Origin of the sequence: Bordetella pertussis 18323 (genome assembly GCF_000306945.1) — a bacterium.
Lineage (GTDB): Bacteria > Pseudomonadota > Gammaproteobacteria > Burkholderiales > Burkholderiaceae_B > Bordetella > Bordetella pertussis.
On the sequence record NC_018518.1, the window covers coordinates 1,706,592 to 1,728,869 of the forward strand.

At 67.5% G+C, this 22,278-nt stretch carries 20 protein-coding genes and 1 pseudogene; 14 read left to right on the forward strand and 7 right to left on the reverse strand.

Translation table 11 applies throughout. The features are described from left to right. Positions 1-40: 40 nt before the first annotated feature. From odhB to zapE, 3 genes are all read left to right on the forward strand, one after another. The gene (odhB, locus tag BN118_RS08035; RefSeq protein WP_010930204.1) at positions 41-1,255 is read left to right on the forward strand and encodes a 2-oxoglutarate dehydrogenase complex dihydrolipoyllysine-residue succinyltransferase; all 1,215 of its coding nucleotides are present in this window, start codon (positions 41-43) and stop codon (positions 1,253-1,255) included. Between the two features lie 229 nt (positions 1,256-1,484). Further along, a complete protein-coding gene (lpdA, locus tag BN118_RS08040) occupies positions 1,485-2,912 on the forward strand; it encodes a dihydrolipoyl dehydrogenase (RefSeq protein WP_003813626.1) in 1,428 nt (475 codons plus the stop codon). 97 nt (positions 2,913-3,009) lie between these two features. Further along, positions 3,010-4,101: a cell division protein ZapE gene (gene zapE, locus BN118_RS08045; protein ID WP_023853245.1), complete on the forward strand. Its 1,092-nt coding sequence runs from the start codon at positions 3,010-3,012 to the stop codon at positions 4,099-4,101. Between the two features lie 12 nt (positions 4,102-4,113). Here the strand turns inward: zapE and BN118_RS08050 are convergent, their stop codons facing one another. Beyond that, positions 4,114-4,872 carry an SDR family oxidoreductase gene (locus tag BN118_RS08050; RefSeq protein ID WP_010930206.1) on the reverse strand — a complete coding sequence of 253 codons (759 nt, stop codon included), beginning with the start codon at positions 4,870-4,872 and terminating at the stop codon, positions 4,114-4,116. 87 nt (positions 4,873-4,959) lie between these two features. Between BN118_RS08050 and BN118_RS08055 the strand changes: the two genes are divergently transcribed. Continuing rightward, on the forward strand, positions 4,960-5,862 hold the full coding sequence (locus BN118_RS08055; protein ID WP_003813621.1) for a LysR family transcriptional regulator: 903 nt from the start codon (positions 4,960-4,962) through the stop codon (positions 5,860-5,862). Here BN118_RS08055 and BN118_RS08060 read toward each other — a convergent pair. Then, on the reverse strand, positions 5,859-6,809 hold the full coding sequence (locus BN118_RS08060) for an IS481-like element IS481 family transposase (RefSeq protein ID WP_014905707.1): 951 nt from the start codon (positions 6,807-6,809) through the stop codon (positions 5,859-5,861). The two genes, BN118_RS08055 and BN118_RS08060, sit on opposite strands and share 4 nt — an antisense overlap. A gap of 17 nt (positions 6,810-6,826) precedes the next feature. Here BN118_RS08060 and BN118_RS21035 point away from each other — a divergent pair, with 17 nt between their 5' ends. Next, positions 6,827-6,949: a hypothetical protein gene (locus tag BN118_RS21035; RefSeq protein ID WP_255033595.1), complete on the forward strand. Its 123-nt coding sequence runs from the start codon at positions 6,827-6,829 to the stop codon at positions 6,947-6,949. On the opposite strand, the gene BN118_RS08065 is transcribed toward BN118_RS21035, so the two are convergent. Genes BN118_RS08065 through BN118_RS20755 form a run of 4 tightly spaced genes read right to left on the reverse strand, consistent with a single transcriptional unit; the run spans position 6,939 to position 9,672 of the window. Further along, positions 6,939-7,922: a Bug family tripartite tricarboxylate transporter substrate binding protein gene (locus tag BN118_RS08065; RefSeq protein ID WP_010930207.1), complete on the reverse strand. Its 984-nt coding sequence runs from the start codon at positions 7,920-7,922 to the stop codon at positions 6,939-6,941. The two genes, BN118_RS21035 and BN118_RS08065, sit on opposite strands and share 11 nt — an antisense overlap. A gap of 54 nt (positions 7,923-7,976) precedes the next feature. Then, on the reverse strand, positions 7,977-8,699 hold the full coding sequence (locus tag BN118_RS08070) for an SDR family oxidoreductase (RefSeq protein ID WP_003813618.1): 723 nt from the start codon (positions 8,697-8,699) through the stop codon (positions 7,977-7,979). After that, a complete protein-coding gene (locus tag BN118_RS20750; RefSeq protein WP_230306713.1) occupies positions 8,696-9,157 on the reverse strand; it encodes a TauD/TfdA dioxygenase family protein in 462 nt (153 codons plus the stop codon). The genes BN118_RS08070 and BN118_RS20750 overlap by 4 nt, the downstream gene beginning before the upstream one ends. Continuing rightward, positions 9,109-9,672, reverse strand: coding sequence for a TauD/TfdA dioxygenase family protein (locus BN118_RS20755; protein ID WP_230306714.1), 564 nt, complete (start codon positions 9,670-9,672; stop codon positions 9,109-9,111). The genes BN118_RS20750 and BN118_RS20755 overlap by 49 nt, the downstream gene beginning before the upstream one ends. Positions 9,673-9,789: 117 nt before the next feature. On the opposite strand from BN118_RS20755, the gene BN118_RS08080 reads away from it, so the two are divergent. The 9 genes and pseudogenes from BN118_RS08080 to BN118_RS08120 all read left to right on the forward strand — a co-directional run bounded on the left by BN118_RS08080 (position 9,790) and on the right by BN118_RS08120 (position 19,749). Beyond that, on the forward strand, positions 9,790-10,323 hold the full coding sequence (locus BN118_RS08080) for a sigma-70 family RNA polymerase sigma factor (RefSeq protein ID WP_010926922.1): 534 nt from the start codon (positions 9,790-9,792) through the stop codon (positions 10,321-10,323). Continuing rightward, positions 10,316-11,278, forward strand: a complete 963-nt coding sequence (locus tag BN118_RS08085; RefSeq protein ID WP_003813612.1) for a FecR domain-containing protein — start codon at positions 10,316-10,318, stop codon at positions 11,276-11,278. The genes BN118_RS08080 and BN118_RS08085 overlap by 8 nt, the downstream gene beginning before the upstream one ends. Before the next feature lie 93 nt (positions 11,279-11,371). After that, positions 11,372-13,849, forward strand: coding sequence for a TonB-dependent siderophore receptor (locus BN118_RS08090; protein WP_003813609.1), 2,478 nt, complete (start codon positions 11,372-11,374; stop codon positions 13,847-13,849). A 116-nt stretch (positions 13,850-13,965) separates the two neighbouring features. After that, on the forward strand, positions 13,966-14,274 hold the full coding sequence (locus BN118_RS08095; RefSeq protein ID WP_003813607.1) for a DUF3649 domain-containing protein: 309 nt from the start codon (positions 13,966-13,968) through the stop codon (positions 14,272-14,274). Continuing rightward, a pseudogene (locus tag BN118_RS08100) lies at positions 14,271-15,905 on the forward strand (PepSY-associated TM helix domain-containing protein). Before BN118_RS08095 ends, BN118_RS08100 begins: the two are co-directional and overlap by 4 nt. 4 nt (positions 15,906-15,909) lie before the next feature. Then, positions 15,910-16,236, forward strand: a complete 327-nt coding sequence (locus BN118_RS08105) for a DUF3325 domain-containing protein (protein WP_003813603.1) — start codon at positions 15,910-15,912, stop codon at positions 16,234-16,236. Positions 16,237-16,384: 148 nt separating this feature from the next. Further along, a complete protein-coding gene (locus tag BN118_RS08110; RefSeq protein WP_005013747.1) occupies positions 16,385-17,335 on the forward strand; it encodes an IS481-like element IS481 family transposase in 951 nt (316 codons plus the stop codon). A gap of 9 nt (positions 17,336-17,344) precedes the next feature. Continuing rightward, positions 17,345-18,700 (forward strand): tryptophan--tRNA ligase, encoded by a 1,356-nt coding sequence (locus BN118_RS08115; protein WP_010930211.1) that lies wholly within the window; start codon positions 17,345-17,347, stop codon positions 18,698-18,700. Positions 18,701-18,798: 98 nt separating this feature from the next. Next, positions 18,799-19,749: an IS481-like element IS481 family transposase gene (locus BN118_RS08120; RefSeq protein WP_010930742.1), complete on the forward strand. Its 951-nt coding sequence runs from the start codon at positions 18,799-18,801 to the stop codon at positions 19,747-19,749. A gap of 80 nt (positions 19,750-19,829) precedes the next feature. Here BN118_RS08120 and tex read toward each other — a convergent pair whose 3' ends face one another. Continuing rightward, positions 19,830-22,205, reverse strand: coding sequence for an RNA-binding transcriptional accessory protein Tex (gene tex / locus BN118_RS08125; RefSeq protein ID WP_014905708.1), 2,376 nt, complete (start codon positions 22,203-22,205; stop codon positions 19,830-19,832). Positions 22,206-22,278: the final 73 nt, after the last annotated feature.

Consider the following 22,278-nt stretch of genomic DNA (forward strand, 5'->3'; position numbering starts at 1 on the left):
GCCGCTGACATAGAACACTAACTTTACGGAATTCATCACTATGGCTATTACCGACGTTCTCGTCCCTCAACTGTCCGAATCGGTTTCGGAAGCCACGCTGCTGACCTGGAAGAAGCAGGCGGGCGCCGCGGTCGAGGCCGACGAAATCCTGATCGAAATCGAGACCGACAAGGTGGTGCTGGAAGTGCCGGCCCCGTCGTCGGGCGTGCTGTCCGAAATCGTCATGGGTGACGGCAGCACCGTGACCTCGGGCGAAGTCATTGCCCGCATCGACACGGCCGCCAAGGCTGCTGCGGCGCCTGCCGCCGCTGCCGAAGCGCCCGCCGCTGCTGCTGCGCCGGCCGCCGCCGCGCCGGCCGCGGCCAGCAGCGCCGCCAGCGGCGTGGCCTCGCCGGCCGCCGCCAAGATCCTCGCCGAGAAGGGCGTGGACGCCGCCAGCGTGGCCGGCACCGGCCGCGACGGCCGCGTCACCAAGGGCGACGCCCTGGCCGCGGGCAACGCGCCCGCCGCCAAGGCCGCCGCGCCGGTGGCACCGCCCACGCTGTCGCTGGACGGCCGCCCCGAGCAGCGCGTGCCGATGAGCCGCCTGCGCGCCCGCATCGCCGAGCGCCTGCTGCAATCGCAAGCCGAGAACGCCATCCTGACGACGTTCAACGAAGTCAACATGCAGGCCGTGATGGACCTGCGCGCCCGCTACAAGGACAAGTTCGAGAAAGAGCACGGCGTCAAGCTGGGCTTCATGTCGTTCTTCGTCAAGGCCGCCGTCGCCGCGCTGAAGAAGTACCCGGTGCTCAACGCCTCGGTCGACGGCAAGGACATCATCTACCACGGCTACTTCGACATCGGCATCGCCGTCGGCACCCCGCGTGGCCTGGTGGTGCCCATCCTGCGCAACGCCGACCAGCTGACCATCGCCGAAATCGAGAAGACCATCGCCGACTTCGGCAAGCGCGCCGCGGACGGCAAGCTGGGCATCGAGGAAATGACCGGCGGCACGTTCTCGATCTCCAACGGCGGGGTGTTCGGCTCGATGCTGTCCACGCCCATCATCAACCCGCCGCAGGCGGCCATCCTGGGCATCCACGCCACCAAGGAGCGCCCGGTGGTCGAGAACGGCCAGATCGTCATCCGGCCGATCAACTACCTGGCCATGTCCTATGACCACCGCATCATCGACGGCCGCGAAGCCGTGCTGGGCCTGGTGGCCATGAAGGAAGCGCTGGAAGACCCGCAACGCCTGTTGCTGGATCTGTAATCGGCGTCAAGGCGAGAGAAGAATGCCTTCTTCTGTCGCTGCCGCCAAGGGCCGGGCCGCCATCGCGGCCCGCCCGGCGGCCCTGCCGGTTTCGTCGAATCCGGTTCGATCAGCCTGCCCGTCCGAGCCGCGCCATACGCGCGGCTGTCCGGATCCAACAAACCAGCGGATCTGCGTCCTGGCGGCCGCGCGGTAGGCGGTTTCAAATTTCTCTCATCGCGAGAACACTATGTCCAAACAATTCGACGTCGTCGTCATCGGTGCCGGCCCCGGCGGGTACATCGCCGCGATCCGCGCTGCCCAACTCGGTATGTCGGTGGCCTGCATCGACGCCTGGCAGAACGGCCAGGGCGGCCCCGCTCCCGGCGGCACCTGCACCAACGTGGGCTGCATTCCGTCCAAGGCGCTGCTGCAGTCGTCCGAGCACTACGAACAGGCCAACCACCACTTCGCCGAGCACGGCATCGAAGTCAAGGGCGTCAGCCTCAAGCTGGACACGCTGATCGGCCGCAAGAACACGGTGGTCAAGCAGAACAACGACGGCATCCTGTACCTGTTCAAGAAGAACAAGGTCACGTATTTCCACGGCAAGGGCGCGTTCGCCGGCCAGGTCGACGGTGGCTGGTCCATCAAGGTCACCGGCACCACCGACGCCGACCTGGTCGCCAAGCACGTCATCGTGGCCACCGGCTCGTCGGCGCGCGAGCTGCCCGGCCTGCCCTTTGACGAAAAGAACATCCTGTCCAACGACGGCGCGCTGAACATCGGCGCCGTGCCCAAGAAGCTGGGCGTGATCGGCGCGGGCGTGATCGGCCTCGAAATGGGCAGCGTGTGGCGCCGCCTGGGCGCCGAAGTCACCATCCTGGAAGCGATGCCCGAGTTCCTCGCCGCCGCCGACCAGCAGGTGGCCAAGGAAGCCCTCAAGTCCTTCGCCAAGCAGGGCCTGGACATCCAGACCGGCGTGAAGATCGGCGAGATCAAGGCCGCGGCCAAGTCGATCACCGTGCCGTACGTCGACGCCAAGGGCGCCGAGCAGAAGCTGGTGGTGGACAAGCTGATCGTCTCCATCGGCCGCGTGCCGTACACCGGCGGCCTCAATGCCGAAGCCGTGGGCCTGAAGCTGGACGAACGCGGCTTCGTCGCCGTCGACGAAGACTGCAAGACCAACCTGCCCAACGTGTGGGCGGTGGGCGACGTGGTGCGCGGCCCGATGCTGGCGCACAAGGCCGAGGAAGAGGGCGTCGCGGTGGCCGAGCGCATTGCCGGCCAGCACGGCCACGTCAATTTCGCCACCGTGCCGTGGGTGATCTACACCTCGCCGGAAATCGCCTGGGTGGGCAAGACCGAGCAGCAGCTCAAGGCCGAAGGCCGCGAGTACAAGGCCGGCTCGTTCCCGTTCATGGCCAACGGCCGCGCGCGCGCGCTGGGCGACACCACCGGTTTCGCCAAGGTGATCGCCGATGCCAAGACCGACGAAGTCCTGGGCGTGCATATCATCGGCCCGATGGCCTCGGAGCTGATCTCCGAAGCCGTGACCATCATGGAGTTCCGCGGCGCCGCCGAGGACATCGCCCGCATCTGCCACGCTCACCCGACCCTGTCGGAAGCGGTCAAGGAAGCCGCGCTGGCTGTCGACAAGCGTACCCTGAACTTCTGATCAGGCGTCCCGGGGCCAGCAGGTCCCGGGGCTTCCCGGCTTGGCCTGGGGCGGGTTGTGCAATCCGCCCCTTTGTTTTGGATTTTCCGGTTGCGACATGAACGTCCGCGAATACTACGAACACGCCCTGGCGGAACGCGGGTATCAGCCCGACGAGGCGCAATTGCAGGCCGTCGAACGCCTGCAGCGCTACTACGATGAATGGGTCCGCTTCAAGGCCTTGCGCTCCAACGCCCTGAAGAAACTGCTCAACCGCCTGGACGTACCGCGCGGCGTGTATCTGTGGGGCGGCGTGGGGCGCGGCAAGAGCTTCCTGATGGATGCCTTCTATGCCACCGTGCCGGTGGTGCGCAAGACGCGCCTGCATTTCCACGAATTCATGCGCGGGGTGCACCGCGAGCTGGAAGAGGTCAAGGGCACGCAGGACCCGCTGGACGAAGTGGCGCGCCGCCTCGCTCGCCGTTACCGCCTGATTTGTTTCGACGAGTTCCACGTCTCGGACGTCGCCGACGCGATGATCCTGTACCGCCTGTTGCTCAAGCTGTTCGAGCACGGCACCTCGTTCGTGATGACGTCCAACTACGAGCCGTCCACCCTGTATCCCGACGGCCTGCATCGCGACCGCATCCTGCCCGCCATTGCGTTGATCCAGGGCCGCATGGACGTGCTGAACGTGGACGCCGGCATCGACTACCGGCGCCGTTCGCTGGAGCAGGTGCAGTGCTATCACACGCCGCTCGACGCCCAGGCCCGCCAGGCGCTGGAACACGCATTCGCGCAGTTGTCCGACACCGCGCCGCAGGATCCGGTGCTGCATATCGAGCATCGCGAAATCCGCGCCCAGGCGCTGGCCGGCTCGGTCGTGTGGTTCGACTTCGCCACGCTGTGCGGCGGCCCGCGCTCCCAGAACGACTACCTGGAGCTGGCCAACCGGTTCCATGCGGTGATCCTCTCGGACGTGCCGCGCATGGGGCCGCGCCAGGCGTCCGAGGCGCGGCGCTTCACGTGGCTGATCGACGTGTTCTACGACCACAAGGTCAAGCTGATCATGTCGGCCGAAGTCGAGCCCGAGCAACTCTATACCGAAGGCGCGCTGGCCAACGAGTTCCATCGCACGGTGTCGCGCATCCTGGAGATGCAATCGCGCGAATACCTCGAGGCCGAGCGCCGTCTTGCCGTGACGCTGTAGCGGCGCGGCGTCCTACAACATGAAGCTGCCGCCATTCACGTCGATGGTGGCGCCCGTGGTGTAGCCCGCGCCATCGGAAGCCAGGAAGGCCACCGTGGCGGCGACTTCCTCCGGCAGGCCCAGGCGGCCCAGCGGCACCGTGGCCGAATGGCTGGCGTTGACCGCGCCGCCGACCTCGGCCGTCATGGCCGACTGGATGCGGCCCGGCGCCACGCAATTGACCGTGATCCCGTGTTCGGCCACCTCTCCGGCCAGCACCCGGGCCAGGCCCGTCATGCCGGATTTGGTCGCCGAGTAGTGGGCGCCCGGCACCGGCGTGCGCGTGCGCGCCGCCTGGCTGGTGATCATGATGATACGGCCCCAGCCGGCGGCGATGAGCGCCGGCAGGCACGTCTGCGTGACCAGGAACGTGCCGGTGAGATTGACATCCAGTACCCGGCGCCATTCGTCCAGCGGCATGTCCGCCACCTTGCGTTTGCGTCCCTCGTGCTTGGGCGAAATCCCGGCATTGTTCACCACGATGGCCAGGTTCTCCCACCACTGGCCGCATCGCCGGGGCAGGTCGCGTACCGCCTGTTCATCCGCGATGTCCAGCCGCATGCCGTGCGCGCGCAGGCCGCGGCCGGCCAACGCGCGCGCGCTGGCTTGCACGTCGGGGCTGGCATCGAGCATGATGACCGGGTGGCCATCCAGCGCCAGGCGGGTGGCGATCGCAAGGTCGATGCCGCGCGCGGCGCCGGTGACCAGGGCTGTTCGGTTGGCAGCCGTCATGGATAACTCCTCTCAGTATGGGTGGGCGGCGCAGGGGCCGCTGTGGTTAAATGCATTGCCCTAGTTCCAGCCGTTCGGTGGCCTGCCATGGAATTGCGCCATTTGCGCTATTTTTTGATGCTCGCGGAGACCCTGCACTTTGGCCGGGCCGCCAGCAGGCTGGGTATCGCGCAACCGCCGTTGTCGCGCCAGATACGCGACCTCGAAGAGCAGGTCGGCGCCACGCTGTTCTACCGCGGCACGCGCGGCGTCTCGCTCACCGATGCGGGCGTGGCGTTCGCCCAGCGCGCCGCGCAGATCGTCGCGGCCGCCGACGAGGCGGTCTTCGAGGCCCGCGAGGCCGGGCAGGGGCGCACGGGCCGTATCGTGATCGGTTTTGTCCATTCGCTGGCCTATTCCCTGCTGCCCAGGGTGCTGCCGGGCTTCAGGCAGAAACATCCGGGCATCGCCGTCTCGCTGCGCGAGGTCACGGTGGCCGACAAGGAAAGCGCGCTGCTTTCCGGCCAGATCGATACCGGCATCTATCGGCCCACCGTGCGGCATCCGGAAATCGCTACGCTGCCCATCTTCGAGGAGGGCTTCGTCCTGGCCCTGCCCAGCGGGCACCCGCTGGCGCGCAAGCGCCGCGTGTCGGTCCACAGCCTGCGCGACCAGCCGCTGATCCTGTTTCGCGCCCTGCGTGGCGACGTGGGCCTGCACGGCACCATCGCCGCGTTCCTGCGCGCGCACGACGTGCCGGTCAAGGCTTGCGAGGAAGTCGGCACGATCCATGCGGGCATGGGCCTGGTGCTGGCCGGGGTGGGGGTATGCATCATTCCGGAAACCTCGCGCATGGTTCATATCGAGGGCGTCGTCACGCGCCCGTTCGCCGAGGCCACCACGCGCGTGAGCTCCACGGTCTGCTGGCGCCACCAGGACTCCAGCCGCAGCCTCGACGCATGGGTGCGGCATGTGCGCGAACTGATCCGCACCGGCGAGAGCGCCGGCTAGCTGTGAACTGTCAATAGGTTGTATTCGTCCAGGTTGAGTCTGGAGATGGGTACAGCGCACCCGATGCCTTGGTGGGGTCGATGCCAGTTGTAGTGGTGTAGCCAGGATTTCATGGCATCGGCTCGGTGTTGGGAGTTCTGGTAGGTGTGAGCGTAAGCCCACTCACGCAAGGCCGACTGGATGAAGCGTTCGGCCTTGCCATTGGTCTGTGGGCGGTAAGGTCGGGTAAAGCGGTGCTTGATGCCCAGCTCATGGCACAGCGCGGCGAAGGCGCGGCTGCGAAAGGCCGAGCCATTGTCGGTGAGCAAGCGCTGGATGGTCACGCCCAGGCGCTGGTAGTAGGCCACTGCGTCCTTGAGGAACTGGACGGCGCTGGGGAAGCGCTCGTCGGGGTGGATGTCGGTGAAGGCCACGCGGGCGTGGTCATCGATGGCCACGAAGACGAAGTCCCAGCCGGCCCCCTCAACGGTATCGCGTCGGTTGCCCGTGACCCGGTGGCCAGGGCGCTGGATACGTCCCAGCTTCTTGATGTCGATGTGCAGCAGATCGCCGGGGGCCTGATGCTCGTAGCGCACCACCGGCTCGGCCGGCTCCAGGTCGGCCAGGTGCGACAGACCGGCGCGGGCCAGGACGCGGCTGACGGTGCTGGCTGACACGCCCAGCGCCTGGGCGATGCGCGCTTGGGTCAGCCGCTTGCGGCGCAGCTCCACGATAGCCAGCGCCTTGGCCGGCGCAATCGCTCGGGGCGAGACCGTCGGGCGCGAGGACGCATCGGCCAAGCCCGCCTGGCCCTGAGCCAGGAAGCGGCCCAGCCATTTGCGCACAGTCGGCGCGGTGACCCCATAGGCGCGGGCCGCTTCAGGCACACAAACTTGATGGGCGATCAATTGCTGGACCATTTCGAGTCGACGTAGGAAGGTCAATCGGGCATGCTTATGGGTGTTCATCCGGCCGGGCTCCTTGAGTGAACTGGGGGGTCGGCGATTTCCAGTTTCTCAAATCCGGTTCGGATGAACCATGCATACAACCTATTGAATCTTCACAGCTAGCGGCTGGCGGTTGCCAGCCGCAGCGCCTCACGGCTTGACGATATTGGCGGTCTTGACCACCTTGGCCCATTTCGCGGTGTCGTCCTTCATGATGGTCGCGTATTCCTGCGGAGAGTTTGTCTTCGGCGTCGCGCCCAGCTCGCTCAGCCGCTTGCTGACCTGCGGACTGTGCACCACCTCCTGCACGGTCTTGTTCAGCTTCTGCACCACGTCGGCGGGCGTGCCGGCGGGCGCGAACAGGCCGAACCAGGTCACCACGTCGAAGTCGGGATAGCCCGACTCCTTCACGGTGGGGATATCCTTGGCGCTGCTTTCGCGGTCCGGGCCGGTGACGGCCAGGGCGCGCAGCGATCCGTCGCGCACCAGGGCGATGGCCGAAGGCATGTTGTCGAACATGACGACCGGGCCGGTGCCGCCGACCAGGTCTATCAGCGCCGGGCCGCTGCCCTTGTAGGGCACATGTTCCATGTGCAGGCCGGTCGCCATATTGAACAGTTCGCCCGTCAGGTGGGTGGTCGAGCCGACCCCGGAAGAGGCGAAGAACACGGTCTTGGGGTTCTCCTTGGCCCAGGCCACGAACTCCTTCGTGGTCTGGGCGGGAACGGTCTTGTTGACCACCATCAGGTTGGGCAGGGTGGCGATCAGGGAGATCGGCTGGAAGTCCTTGTTCGGGTCGAACGCCATGTCCTTGTAGATGGCCTGGTTCACCGTCATGTTGCCTGCCGTGCCCAGCAGCAGGGTGTATCCGTCCGGCGTCGCGCGTGAGACCTGCTCGGTGCCGATGTTGCCGCCCGCGCCGGCCTTGTTCTCGACGATGACGGGCTGGCCCAGCTTGGTGCCCATGTGCTGGCCCACCAGTCGCGCGATCAGGTCGGTGGTGCCGCCGGCCGCGTACGGCACGATGAGGCGGATGGGCTGCGCGGGGTAGCCGGCGGCCATGGCGCCGCTCGCGCCAGCCAGGGCAAGCAGGGCGGCAAGACAGGCTTGCGCCCGAAGCGTGATGAAGGTCATGACGTGTCTCCTGAGGTGGTTTTGTTATGTCCTGCCTGGCGGACGCCAGGCTCCCTACAGTTTGATCTGGCTGATACTCGCGCCGCCGCAGACGAACAGGGTCTGCCCCGTCGTGTAGGCCGCGTGGGGCGCGAGGAAGTAATCGACGGCGTGGGCGATCTCCTCCGGCGTGCCCAGGCGCGCCACCGGTATGGCCTCCACCAGCGCGCGGCTGCGCGCCAGCTCGGGCGGATTGTTGCGTTGGAACATTTCCGTGGCCACGGGACCTGGCGCCACGCAGTTGACCGTAATGCCGCGCGTGGCCAGCTCGAGCGCCCAGGACCGGGTCAGGCCGACCATGGCGGCCTTGGCGGCCGAGTAGACGCTGCCGCCGGGCCGCGCCAGCAGGGAACGGCTGGCGATATTGACGATGCGCCCCGCGCCGGCCTCGGTCATGCCGGGCAGCACCGCCTGCGCGGCATCGATGGCAACGGCAATGTTCAGTTCCAGGATCGCCGACGTGGCGGCGTCGGTGATCTCGCCCAGCGGCTGCATTTGATTGAAGCCGGCGTTGTTGACCAGCCGCAGCACGCCATGCGAGGCTGCTTCGCGCAGCACTTCGCGCCGCTGGGCGGCATCGAGCAGGTCGGCCTGCAGCAGCGGGCCGGGAAAGCCGGCGTCGCCGCTGCGCGCAATGCCCATGACCGGCTCGCCGCGGGCCGCCAGCAAGTCGGCGATGGCGCGGCCGATGCCGCGCGTGGCGCCGGTGATCAGTGTGTACCCCTGCGCCCGCGTCATTGCGGACGGCCGCCGGCGATGGTCATGCGATGCATTTCGCGCCGCTTGCCCTGGTAGTCGTTGCAGGCATAGTGCATGGTGCAGCGGTTGTCCCAGAAGGCCAGCGAGCCCTTGCGCCAGCGGAAGCGGCAGGCAAATTCGGGTCGCGCCGCGTGGGCGTACAGCTGATGCAGCAACGGCAGGCTTTCCTCGCGGCTCAATCCTTCGATTTGCCACGTGAAGGGAAAATTGACGTACAGGCACTTGCGGCCGGTTTCCTCGTGCGTGCGCACCATGGGGTGGAGGGCCAGGTTCTCCTTGGCGTCGGCGTCGGCCTTCAGGCGGGTCGAGCGGCCCGCATTGCGTTCGCTGATGCGCGAGGTGAGGTAGCGGTCGGAATGGTAGGCCTGGCGGCCGTCGATCATCTGCCTCAAGGCCTCGGGCAGCAGGTCATAGGCCAGGTACATATTGGCAAACAAGGTGTCGGGATGTCGCGTCCGTAGAGCACCGAGCCCAGGGGAGGCTCCTGCATATAGGACATGTCGGAGTGCCAGGTATCGCCGATGTTGTAGCGGTCGTTCGGCTCTTTTATGACCGGCATGATGTCCGGATAGCCTTCCACATGGGTGTACACCGGGTTCACGACCACTTCGCCGAACTGGCGGGTGAAGGCGCGATGCTGCTCGGGCGTGAGGGTCTGCTCGCGAAAGAAAATGACGTTGTGGTCCAGCAGCGCCTGGCGTATGGCCTTGACGGATCGGCGGACAGCGCTTGCGAAAGATCGACGCCGAAGAGTTCGGCGCCGCAGGAGCCGGTCAGGGGCCTGACTTCCAGGGCAGTTTGCGTATTCATGTCTTTGTGGTCTCCTCGATCGAACTTGCGGGGTGCGAGCAAAGATTAGGATCAATTCTCCTGGGCGTCCAATATTAATTATGTGCTTTCTGGATACCTTAAAGGTATTAATGTGGCGCGGCGCGCAACCCGGCGCCGGCACGCCTTGGGCGGTTTGCGGCGGGGCTGGCTGCCAATCGATATTGATAATGCAAGTAGTTATCAATTAATATCCAACGTTTGATCGTCCATTCATCGCCGCCCCGATGGTATTGCCGTTGTGCCTGCCAGCCTGATCACTTCGCCCTCCGCCCGTCCCGCCGCCGACACCGCCGCGGTGGAGGGCCTGTACCGCCAGCACCGGTCGTGGCTGGCCGGGTGGCTGCGGCGGCGGCTGGGCTGTCCGCACCGCGCCGAGGATCTGACGCAGGATGTGTTCGTGCGCGTGATCCAGGGGCGCAAGGCGGTACGCATGGAGCAGGCGCGCGCCTTGCTGGCCACCATCGCCAAGGGACTGGTCATCGATCACCAGCGCCGTGCGGCGCTGGAGCACGCTTATCTGGAATACCTGGCGGCGCAGCCGTCGGGGCACGCGCCTTCGCCGCAACAGCAGGCCGAGCTGCTGCAGGCGCTGGTCGAGCTCGATCGCCTGCTCGAAGGCTTGCCGCCGCGCGCCCGCGCGGTGTTCCTGATGTCGCAGCTCGAAGGGCTGGGCTATGCCGAGATCGCGCAACGCCTGCGCATTTCGCTCAGTTCGGTGCAGCAATACATGCTGCGCGCCATGAGCGCTTGTTACATGGCATTCCATGAGTAGGCCGGCGGCGCCCGACGCGGTCGCCCAGCAGGCCATAGCCTGGTGGGTGCGGCTGCAGTCCGGCTGCGCCGCCGCCGCCGAACACGAGGCCTGTCGCGCCTGGCTGGCGCGCGACAAGGCGCATCAGCGTGCGTGGGACCGCGTCGCGACCCTGGCGGCAGGCATCCGTCGCGCGCCGGCGGCGCCGGCGCTGGCCATCCTGCCCGATCTGGCCAGTCGCGGCCCGTCGCGCCGGCAGGCGTTGCGTCTGCTGGCGGGCCTGGGCGTCGGCGCTGCGGCCGGCGCCGGCGCGTATTCCTGGGCGCCCTGGCAGCGGTTGGTGGCCGATGCCAGTACCGGCGTGGGCGAGCGGCGCCAGATCGTGCCCGGTCCCGGCGTGCGCCTGGTGCTTGCCAGCGACAGCGCGGTCCGCCTGCGTATCGACGCGACGCGGCGCGCCATAGCGCTGCTGCGTGGCGAAATGCTGGTGGATGTGCACAGTGGCGCGGCCCAGCCGGCGCTGCAGGTCGATACCGGGTACGGCATGGCATTGGCCGAGCAGGCGCGCTTCGGCGTGTGCCGCGCGGGCGGTTCGGCGCGCATCGGCGTGTATGCGGGCAGCGTGCAGGTAGCCAGTGCGCCGCACGCGCCATGGCACCGCGGCGAGGCGGGCGAGTCGCTGCGTCTCGATGGCGCAGGCGTGCCGCGGCGCGGCCGCGTCGCTGCCGACGAAAGCGCCTGGGAGGATGGCCTGCTGGTGGTGCATGGCTGGCGGCTGGATCGCCTGGCGGCGCAATTGGCGCGCTACCGGCTCGGTGTCATCCGGGTCGACCCGGCGGTGGCCGGGCTGCGCCTGTCGGGCGTGTTTCCGCTCGACGACGCCGAGCGCGCGTTGGCCGCCGTGCGCCAGAGCCTGCCCATCGAGATCCGTCGCCACACCGCTTACTGGCTCAGCGTGACGCCGCGCGCGGCCTGAGCGCGGTTACAAAACAATCGCCGCCGTCCTTGCAGATTCGGCTTTCCCGCGCGGAATAGCTCATGGAAGAAGCTAACGCATAGGAGAGTTCCCGTGTTTTCTCGCAGTCAGAAGCATCCGTCCTGGCGCCTGTCGCCATGCGTACTTGCGGCCGCCTTGTGCGCCGTCGCGGTCGGTAGCGCGGACACCGCCCGCGCGCAGGCGCCCGCCGCCAGCGCCCAGCATTATGAAATCGCGGCCGGACCGCTGGCCGACGCACTGACCCGCTTCGCGCGCCGTGCCGGCGTGGTGCTGTCGTTCGACCCGGCCCTGGTGCAGGGGCGCAGCACGGCGGGCCTGCAGGGCGTGTACGGCGTGCGCGACGGGTTCGCGGCGCTGCTGGCCGGCTCGGGCCTGCAGGCGCGCGCCGGCGGCGGCAACAACTGGTCGCTGGCGGCGCTGCCGCGCGGCGGCGATGCGCAGACGCTGGCGCCGGTGACGGTGCTGGGCCTGGAGGGCGCGCTGGCGCCCACGGTCGGCTATGTCGCCAGTGCCAGCCTGAGCGGCACCAAGACCGATACGCCGCTGATCGAAACGCCGCAATCGATTTCGGTGGTGACTCGCGACCAGATAACCGAGCAGGGCGCCCAGACGCTGAACCAGGTGCTGCGCTATACCGCCGGCGTGGCGACCGAGACGCGCGGCGCGACCGCGACGCGGCTGGACCAGTTCAGCGTGCGCGGTTTCTCCGCCGCCACCTATCTGGACGGCATGCGCGTGTTCGGCGGCCGGGACGCCTTGCCCCAGGTCGACGCCTACCGGCTCGAACGGGTCGATGTGCTCAAGGGGCCGGCTTCCGTGCTGTATGGCCAGGGCGGCCCGGGCGGCGTGGTCAACCAGGTCAGCAAGCGTCCCCTGGACGAGCCTTTGCGCGAGATCGAAGTGCAGGCGGGCAATTTCGATTTCCGGCGGGTCAACATGGATTTTTCCGGCCCGGTGGACGAGGACCGGCGCTTCCTGTACCGGGTAACCGGCGCGGCCTATATGTCCGATGGCCAGGTGGATCACACCAGGGAGCGCCGCTACTTCGTCTCGCCGTCGTTCACGTGGCGGCCCAGCGCGGATACCACGCTGACCGTGCTGACCAACTTCCAGCGCGACCCCGACATGGGTTCGTACGGATCGATCTCGGCCATGCGCACGCTGCTGTCGGCGCCCGACGGCAGGCGGCTGGGCCCGAACCACTACGACGGCGACGCCGATTTCGAAAAGAGCGACCGCCGCAGCTATTCGCTGGGCTATCAACTGGAGCATCGCTTCAACGATACCTTCAAGGCCTCGCAGAACCTGCGTTTCCAGCATGCCGAGGGCGTCTATCGCAGCATCTACGGCGCCAGCAACAACAATTACGGCTATCTCGACAAGGACTACCGCTACTCGCAGCGCGGCCTGGCCATCAGCGACGTGGACGTGGATGCGTTCACGATCGACAACAACCTGCAGGCGCGCTTCGATACCGGGGCGCTGGCGCATACGGTGCTGGTGGGGTTCGACTACCAGCGCGTGCAGACCGACACCTTGTCGGGCTATGGCAGCGCGCCGCCGCTCGACGTGTTCGATCCGGACTATCACATGGGTATCGAGCGGCCGCCGTTTACGTCCGATCAGACCCAGTACAACTACCAGACCGGCCTCTACCTGCAGGACCAGATCAGGCTGGATCGCCTGTCGTTGCTGCTGGGCGGGCGCTACGACTGGTCGCGCACCCACACCGGCACCGACAACCTGGCCAACGGCTCGCACAGCAGCTCGGCGCTCGCCGCCGAGGCGTTCACCGGCCGGGTCGGGGCGATCTACAACTTCGACAACGGCGTGGCGCCGTACGCCAGCTACTCGGAGTCGTTCGAGCCGCAGACCGGCACGGGCTGGAACAACACGCCGTTCAAGCCGACCGAAGGCAAGCAGTATGAGGTCGGCGTGAAATACCAGCCGCCGGGCTCGGCCACGCTGCTCACGCTGGCGGCCTTCGACATCCGGCGCAAGAACCTGCCCACCACCGACCCGGATCCCACCCATATGTGCGGCGTTTCGCGCTGCTCGATACAGGCCGGCGAAGTGCGCACCCGCGGCATCGAACTGGAGGCCAAGACCGAACCGCTGCGCGGCCTGAGCCTGATCGCCGCCTATTCGTACCTCGACAACGAATACGAGAAGGCCTATCCGAACACGACCGGGTTGGACCTCAAGGGCAAGAAGCCGGTGGCCGTGCCGGCGCACCAGGCGTCGGCCTGGGCCCGCTATCAACTGCAGGAGGGCCCGCTGGCCGGCCTGGGCATGGGCGCGGGGGTGCGCTACATCGGCAGTTCGTACGCCAACGAAACCAACACGCTCAAGGTGCCATCGGTGACGCTGGTGGACATGATGCTCGACTACGACCTGGGCCGGGCCAGCCCCGCGCTCAAGGGCATGCAGGTGGCGTTGAACGTCTCCAACCTGTTCGACAAGGAATACATCGGCTCGTGCCTGTCCGATTCGTGGTGCTGGTATGGCTACCAGCGTTCGATCAAGGCCAGCTTGCGCTATCGCTGGTGATGCATGGCCCGTCATCCGAAGAATGCGATTAAGAATGATTATAATTTCTTAAATTTTCCAATCATCGGCGCGCATCGCGAAGGGCGCGCCACCGCTGGGTCAAGAAGGAGGTTGACATGAAAGCGCCCGCTGCCGGTGCCCACATGCTGCATTACCGGTTCGCCGTGACGTCGCGCGCCCTGGCCGCCATCCTGGGCGGCTACGCCCTATCCAGCGCGGCGGCAGCCTGCCTGGCTGTCTGGCTGCCCATGCGCCGCGTCGACGCGGTCGTGGCCGCGTTGATGCTGTCGTTCGTCGTCTATACGTGCGCCGTGCTGTGGGTGTTCGCCACCCGCAACGCCTGGCGCGCATGGGCCGGAGTGCTGCTGCCCGCGCTGGCGCTGCTGATGCTGTACTGGCTGGGCAAGGCCGCGGGAGGAGCATGAAACCGGCGCGTACCAAGGCGGCGGGCGAGGAGGGGCTGCGCCAGTCCATGTCGTGGCTGCACACCTGGTCGGGGTTGATCTTCGGCTGGGTGCTGTTCGCGATGTTCCTGACCGGCACGCTGGCGTTCTTTCGGCCCGAGATCACGCGCTGGATGCAGCCCGAGATCGATGTCGCTCCGGTGTCGGCCGGGCAGGCCAGCGCGGTGGCGCAGCGCTATCTGCAGGCCCACGCGCCCGATGCGCGGCGCTGGTTCGTGACCCTGCCTACCCAGCGCGCGCCCGCCATCCAGCTGTCGTATCCGGCTGCCAAGCCCAAGCCGGGCGAGCGCGGCTTTACGCGCGTGTCGCTCGACCCCGCCACCGGAGACGCGCTGCATGCGCGCCAGACGCGCGGCGGCGATTTCTTCTACCGCTTCCATTTCGAACTGGAGATGGCCTTCCCCTGGGGGCGCTGGCTGGCCAGCATTGCCGGGATGTTCATGCTGGTGGCCATCATCAGCGGCATCATCACCCACAAGAAGATATTCACCGATTTCTTCACTTTCCGGCCGCGCAAGGGCGGCCAGCGCGCCTGGATGGACGGGCACAATGTGTTGTCGGTGCTGGGGCTGCCGTTCCATCTCATGATCACCTTCAGCGGGCTGGTGATTTTCATGTACATGTTGATGCCGGCCGGCGTCCTGGCCGCCTATGACAACGAGCGCGCCTTCTTCGACGAGATGTTCCCCGCCTTCACCCAGACCGCGCTCCAGGCCAATCCGGCGCCGCTGGCGCCGCTGGCCGGGCTGGCGGCCCGGGCGCGGGCCGAGTGGGATGGCGGCAGGCCCGGCCGCATCGTGGTCAACAATCCGGGCGACGCCTCGGCCACGGTCAGCGTGACGCGCTCGACCAGCGAGCGCATCGCCTATGGGCGCATGGCGCCGACCATCACCTTCGACGGCGTGACCGGGCAACTGCGCAGCCAGGACGCCAAGGAAAGCGCCGTGGCGGCCACCGCCGGCACCATCGTCGGACTGCACCTGGGCCTGTTCGCCGAACCCGTGCTGCGCTGACTGTATTTCCTGGTGAGCCTGGCGGGAACCGCCATGGTGGGGACCGGCCTGGCGCTGTGGATCGCCAAGCGCCGCCAGAAGGCGGCGGGGCGCGAGTCGTTTGCGCTGCGGCTGGTCGACGCCCTGAACGCCGGCAGCATCGCGGGCCTGTGCGTGGCCGTGGCGGCGTTCTTCTGGGCCAACCGGCTGTTGCCGGCGGCGCTGCCGCAGCATGCGCAATGGGAAGTCCGGATCTTCTTCGGCGCATGGCTGCTGTGCGGCCTGTATGCGGCGGTGGCGCGCCGGCGCAAGTGGCGCGACCTGCTGGCGCTGGCCGCGTTCATGGCCGCCGCGCTGCCGGTCCTGAACCTGTGGACGACCCAGCGCCACCTGGGGGTGTCGCTGCCGGCGGGCGACTGGGTCATGGCGGGCTTCGATCTGACCGCCCTGGCGTGCGCCGCCTTGCTGGGCTGGATGGCATGGCGGGCGGCACGCAAGGCGGCCGCCGCCGCCGTGCCACCGCGCGCCCGGCCCGCACCCGCATCGCGCCGGGTGCCCGCGCGCGATGCGGCGGCCGCCGCAATTGGCGAGACGAGGTGACCGCATGCTGAACGCCACTGCCTTCTGCCTGGCCTACGCGGGCTTTGCCGCCCTGTCGCTGGGCATGGACCGCCATTACGAAGACGTCTTCGACCGCGCGCTGCCCAGGCGCCGCCGCCTGGCGCTGCGCAGCCTGGGGTGGCTGGGCCTGGCGCTGTCGCTGTGGGCATCGGCGGGCGCTTGGGGATGGAACTACGGCACGGTCGAATGGATCGGCATCCTGAGCCTGGCCGGGTTGCTGCTGATCTGGCTCCTCACGTTCTGGCCGCGCGCGGCCCTGGGCGCAGGCGGCGCCTGCGCATTGGCGGCGCCCGTGCTGGCGCTGCTTTGAATGCGGTTGCCGGGGGCACGGTAAACTGTGTCCTTCGATCCACAGCCTAGCTGTGAAGATTCAATAGGTTGTATGCATGGTTCATCCGAACCGGATTTGAGAAACTGGAAATCGCCGATCCCCCAGTTCACTCAAGGAGCCCGGCCGGATGAACACCCATAAGCATGCCCGATTGACCTTCCTACGTCGACTCGAAATGGTCCAGCAATTGATCGCCCATCAAGTTTGTGTGCCTGAAGCGGCCCGCGCCTATGGGGTCACCGCGCCGACTGTGCGCAAATGGCTGGGCCGCTTCCTGGCTCAGGGCCAGGCGGGCTTGGCCGATGCGTCCTCGCGCCCGACGGTCTCGCCCCGAGCGATTGCGCCGGCCAAGGCGCTGGCTATCGTGGAGCTGCGCCGCAAGCGGCTGACCCAAGCGCGCATCGCCCAGGCGCTGGGCGTGTCAGCCAGCACCGTCAGCCGCGTCCTGGCCCGCGCCGGTCTGTCGCACCTGGCCGACCTGGAGCCGGCCGAGCCGGTGGTGCGCTACGAGCATCAGGCCCCCGGCGATCTGCTGCACATCGACATCAAGAAGCTGGGACGTATCCAGCGCCCTGGCCACCGGGTCACGGGCAACCGACGCGATACCGTTGAGGGGGCCGGCTGGGACTTCGTCTTCGTGGCCATCGATGACCACGCCCGCGTGGCCTTCACCGACATCCACCCCGACGAGCGCTTCCCCAGCGCCGTCCAGTTCCTCAAGGACGCAGTGGCCTACTACCAGCGCCTGGGCGTGACCATCCAGCGCTTGCTCACCGACAATGGCTCGGCCTTTCGCAGCCGCGCCTTCGCCGCGCTGTGCCATGAGCTGGGCATCAAGCACCGCTTTACCCGACCTTACCGCCCACAGACCAATGGCAAGGCCGAACGCTTCATCCAGTCGGCCTTGCGTGAGTGGGCTTACGCTCACACCTACCAGAACTCCCAACACCGAGCCGATGCCATGAAATCCTGGCTACACCACTACAACTGGCATCGACCCCACCAAGGCATCGGGCGCGCTGTACCCATCTCCAGACTCAACCTGGACGAATACAACCTATTGACAGTTCACACCTAGCAGTCCTCCATGAATACCCGAGTCCTCACCGGCATCACCACCACCGGCACGCCGCACCTGGGCAATTACGCGGGCGCGATCCGCCCCGCCATCCAGGCCAGTACCCAGCCGGGCGTGGACGCGTTTTTCTTCCTGGCCGACTATCACGCGCTGATCAAGTGCGACGATCCGGCGCGGGTGGCGCGTTCGCGGCTGGAGCTCGCCGCCACCTGGCTGGCCGCGGGGCTGGACCCGGAACGCGTCACGTTCTATCGCCAGTCGGACATCCCGGAAATCACCGAGCTGTGCTGGCTGCTGACCTGCGTGACCCCCAAGGGCCTGATGAACCGGGCGCACGCCTACAAGGCGTCGGTGGACCAGAATGCCGCCAAGGGCGTCGAGCCGGATGACGGCGTGACCATGGGACTGTTCTCGTATCCCGTCCTGATGGCCGCCGACATCCTGCTGTTCAACGCCAACCAGGTGCCGGTCGGGCGCGACCAGGTCCAGCACCTGGAAATGGCGCGCGATATCGCGCAGCGTTTCAACCACCTGTATGGCCGCGAATTCTTCGTCCTGCCCGAAGTGGTGATCGCCGAGGAGGTCGCGACCTTGCCGGGCCTGGATGGCCGCAAGATGTCCAAGAGCTACAACAACACCATTCCGCTGTTCGAAGGCGGAGCGGCGGGCCTGCGCAACGCCACGCAGCGCATCGTCACCGATTCGCGCCTGCCGGGCGAGCCCAAGGACGCCGAGGCCTCGCACCTGTACATGCTGTACCGCGCCTTCTCCACGCAGCAGGAATCCATGGCGTTTCGCCGCCAGCTCGAAGAAGGCATGGGCTGGGGCGACGCCAAGCAGGCCTTGTACGAACGGCTGGAGCGCGATCTCGCGCCGATGCGCGAGCGCTATGTCGAACTGATTTCCAACCCCGGCCTGATCGAGGACATCCTGCAGGTCGGCGCCGCCAAGGCGCGCAAGCTGGCGCAACCGCTGGTCCGCACGCTGCGCGATGCGGTGGGCCTGGGCGTCTTGCAGCCGGCTGCGGCCAAGGCCGCCCAGCCGGCCCGCAAGGCCGCCAAGGACGCGCGTTTCGTCAGCTTCCGCGACGAGGATGGCAGTTTCCGTTTCCGGCTGCTTGCCGCCGACGGGGAAGAGTTGCTGTGCTCGGTGCCTTTCGCCAATCCCAAGGAAGCGGGCGCGCTGATGCGCCGCCTGCAGGACGAGGCGCCCGAGCAGGCCTTGCGCGGCCACGATGACGTGTCGTATGCGGCCTGGCTGGATGGCAAGGAAGTGGCGTACGGACCGCAAGCCGCCGATGCCGGCGCGCGCGATGCGCTGCTGGCCAAGGCCCGCGAGGCCCTGGCCCAACTGGCTGCAGCCTAGGTGTGAAGATTCAATAGGTTGTATGCATGGTTCATCCGAACCGGATTTGAGAAACTGGAAATCGCCGACCCCCCAGTTCACTCAAGGAGCCCGGCCGGATGAACACCCATAAGCATGCCCGATTGACCTTCCTACGTCGACTCGAAATGGTCCAGCAATTGATCGCCCATCAAGTTTGTGTGTCTGAAGCGGCCCGCGCCTATGGGGTCACCGCGCCGACTGTGCGCAAATGGCTGGGCCGCTTCCTGGCTCAGGGCCAGGCGGGCTTGGCCGATGCGTCCTCGCGCCCGACGGTCTCGCCCCGAGCGATTGCGCCGGCCAAGGCGCTGGCTATCGTGGAGCTGCGCCGCAAGCGGCTGACCCAAGCGCGCATCGCCCAGGCGCTGGGCGTGTCAGCCAGCACCGTCAGCCGCGTCCTGGCCCGCGCCGGTCTGTCGCACCTGGCCGACCTGGAGCCGGCCGAGCCGGTGGTGCGCTACGAGCATCAGGCCCCCGGCGATCTGCTGCACATCGACATCAAGAAGCTGGGACGTATCCAGCGCCCTGGCCACCGGGTCACGGGCAACCGACGCGATACCGTTGAGGGGGCCGGCTGGGACTTCGTCTTCGTGGCCATCGATGACCACGCCCGCGTGGCCTTCACCGACATCCACCCCGACGAGCGCTTCCCCAGCGCCGTCCAGTTCCTCAAGGACGCAGTGGCCTACTACCAGCGCCTGGGCGTGACCATCCAGCGCTTGCTCACCGACAATGGCTCGGCCTTTCGCAGCCGCGCCTTCGCCGCGCTGTGCCATGAGCTGGGCATCAAGCACCGCTTTACCCGACCTTACCGCCCACAGACCAATGGCAAGGCCGAACGCTTCATCCAGTCGGCCTTGCGTGAGTGGGCTTACGCTCACACCTACCAGAACTCCCAACACCGAGCCGATGCCATGAAATCCTGGCTACACCACTACAACTGGCATCGACCCCACCAAGGCATCGGGCGCGCTGTACCCATCTCCAGACTCAACCTGGACGAATACAACCTATTGACAGTTCACACCTAGGCTTCGTCCGCGGCCCGCCCGCGGATCGGGGCAACGACGCAGGCGCCGCACCCGATGACGGGGCGGCGCCTGCGTTGCGATCAGCGCTTGAGTTTGGCGAAGGCGTCGGCCATGGCGCTGTTGGCCGGCGCGCCCTTGCCGTTGTCCGCCTGCGGACGGCGGGCGCCCCGATCGGCGCCGCGCGCGGCCCCGGCTCCCGCGCCATTGCCACGGCGGGCCGGCTCGGCGGCATCGTTCAGGCGCATGGTGAGGGCCACGCGCTTGCGCGCCACGTCGACCTCGAGCACCTTGACGGTCACGGTCTGGCCCACGCGCACGACGTCGCGCGGATCCTTGACGAATTTCTCGGCCAGCGCCGAAATATGGACCAGCCCGTCCTGGTGCACGCCGATGTCCACGAAGGCGCCGAAATTGGCGACGTTGGTCACCACGCCTTCGAGCACCATGCCGGGGAACAGGTCGTTGAGGGTTTCGACGCCTTCCTTGAACTGCGCGGTCTTGAATTCCGGGCGCGGATCGCGGCCGGGCTTTTCCAGCTCGGCGAAGATGTCGCGCACCGTGGGCAGCCCGAAGCGCTCGTCGGTGAAGTCGCTGGGCGACACGCCCTTGAGCGCCTCGCGCTGGCCGATGATGTGCCGTACGTCGGCCTTGATGCGCGCGACGATGCGCTCCACCACGGGATAGGCCTCCGGGTGCACCGCCGAGGCATCGAGCGGATTGTCGCCGTTGGGAATGCGCAGGAAGCCGGCGGCCTGCTCGAAAGCCTTCTCGCCGAAGCGCGGCACCTTGCGCAGCATGTCGCGGGTGGGGAAGGCGCCGTTCTCGTCGCGCCAGGCCACGATGTTCTTGGCCAGCAGCGTGTTCAGCCCCGAGACGCGCGCCAGCAGCGCCGCCGAGGCGGTGTTGACGTCCACGCCCACGGCGTTCACGCAGTCCTCGACCACCGCATCCAGCGAACGGGCCAGCTCGCGCTGGTTGACGTCGTGCTGGTACTGGCCCACGCCGATCGCCTTGGGATCGATCTTGACCAGTTCGGCCAAAGGATCCTGCAGGCGGCGGGCGATCGAGACGGCGCCGCGCAGCGTCACGTCCAGGTCGGGGAATTCGAGCGCGGCCGTTTCCGAGGCCGAGTACACCGAGGCGCCGGCCTCGGAGACCACCACGCGCGTCAACGCGAGGTCGGGAAAGCGGGCCATCATGTCGCCGACCAGCTTTTCGGATTCGCGCGAGGCGGTGCCGTTGCCGATGGCGATGAGCTCGACCTTGTGGCGCGCCGCCAGGGCCGCCAGCGTCTTGATGGTGCCTTCGCGGTCACGGCGCGGCTCGAACGGGTAGACCGTGGCCGTATCGACGACCTTGCCGGTGCGGTCGATGACCGCCACCTTGCACCCGGTGCGGATGCCGGGGTCCAGCCCCAGTACCGTCTTGGGGCCCGCCGGCGCGGCCAGCAGCAAATCCTTCAGGTTGGCGGCGAACACGCGGATGGCCTCGGCTTCGGCGCTTTCGCGCAGGCGGCCGAACAATTCGCTTTCGAATGCCGTCAGCAGCTTGACGCGCCACGTCCAGCGGCATACCTCGCCCAGCCAGCGCGCGCGCGGCGTGGCGTCCAGGGCGAACAGGCCGTTGCCCAGCTTGAGAAACGAGGCGATGCGCGCCACGCAGGGGTGGGGCGTCTCGGCCTCGAGGTCGGCTTCCAGGCCCACGCGCAATTCCAGCACGCCTTGCTGGCGGCCGCGCATCAGCGCCAGGATGCGGTGCGAAGGCAGCGTGCGCAGCGGCTCGTTGAAATCGAACCAGTCGCGGAAGTTCGCGCCGTCGGTTTCCTTGCCCTCGACCATTTTCGAATAGAGCAGGCCGGTGCTCCACAGATGCTCGCGGATGTCGGCCAGCAGGTCGGCGTTCTCGGCATGGCGCTCGGCCAGGATATCGCGCGCGCCGTCGAGGGCCGCCTTGGCGTCGTTGATCGAGGCTTCCGGGTTGAGGTACTGCGCCGCCAGCGCCGCGGGATCGCAGGCCGGATCGGCCAGGATGGCGTCGGCCAGCGGCTCGAGGCCGGCTTCGCGGGCGATCTGGGCGCGCGTGCGGCGCTTGGGCTTGTAGGGCGCGTACAGGTCTTCCAGGCGCTGCTTGGTCTCAGCCGTGGCGATTTCCTGCTGCAGTTCGGGCGTCAGCTTGCCCTGCTGCGTGATGGACTCCAGGATCGCGCCGCGGCGCTCTTCGAGTTCGCGCAGGTAGCCCAGGCGCACCTCTAGGGTGCGCAGGGCGCCGTCGTCCAGCCCGCCGGTGGCTTCCTTGCGGTAGCGGGCAATGAACGGCACGGTGGCGCCGTCGTCCAGCAGTTCCACGGCCGAGGCGACCTGCGAGGCTCGGGCGCCGATTTCGGTGGCCAGTTGGGCAATGATCCGGGCGTGATCGACGCCCGGTGCGGCGTTCGTGGTAGCGGAGGTTTCAGGCATCTCGATACGACGGCAAAGGGAAAACAAGGGGCGGATTGTGCCACAAGCCACTGTTACCAGATATGGCGGGTGG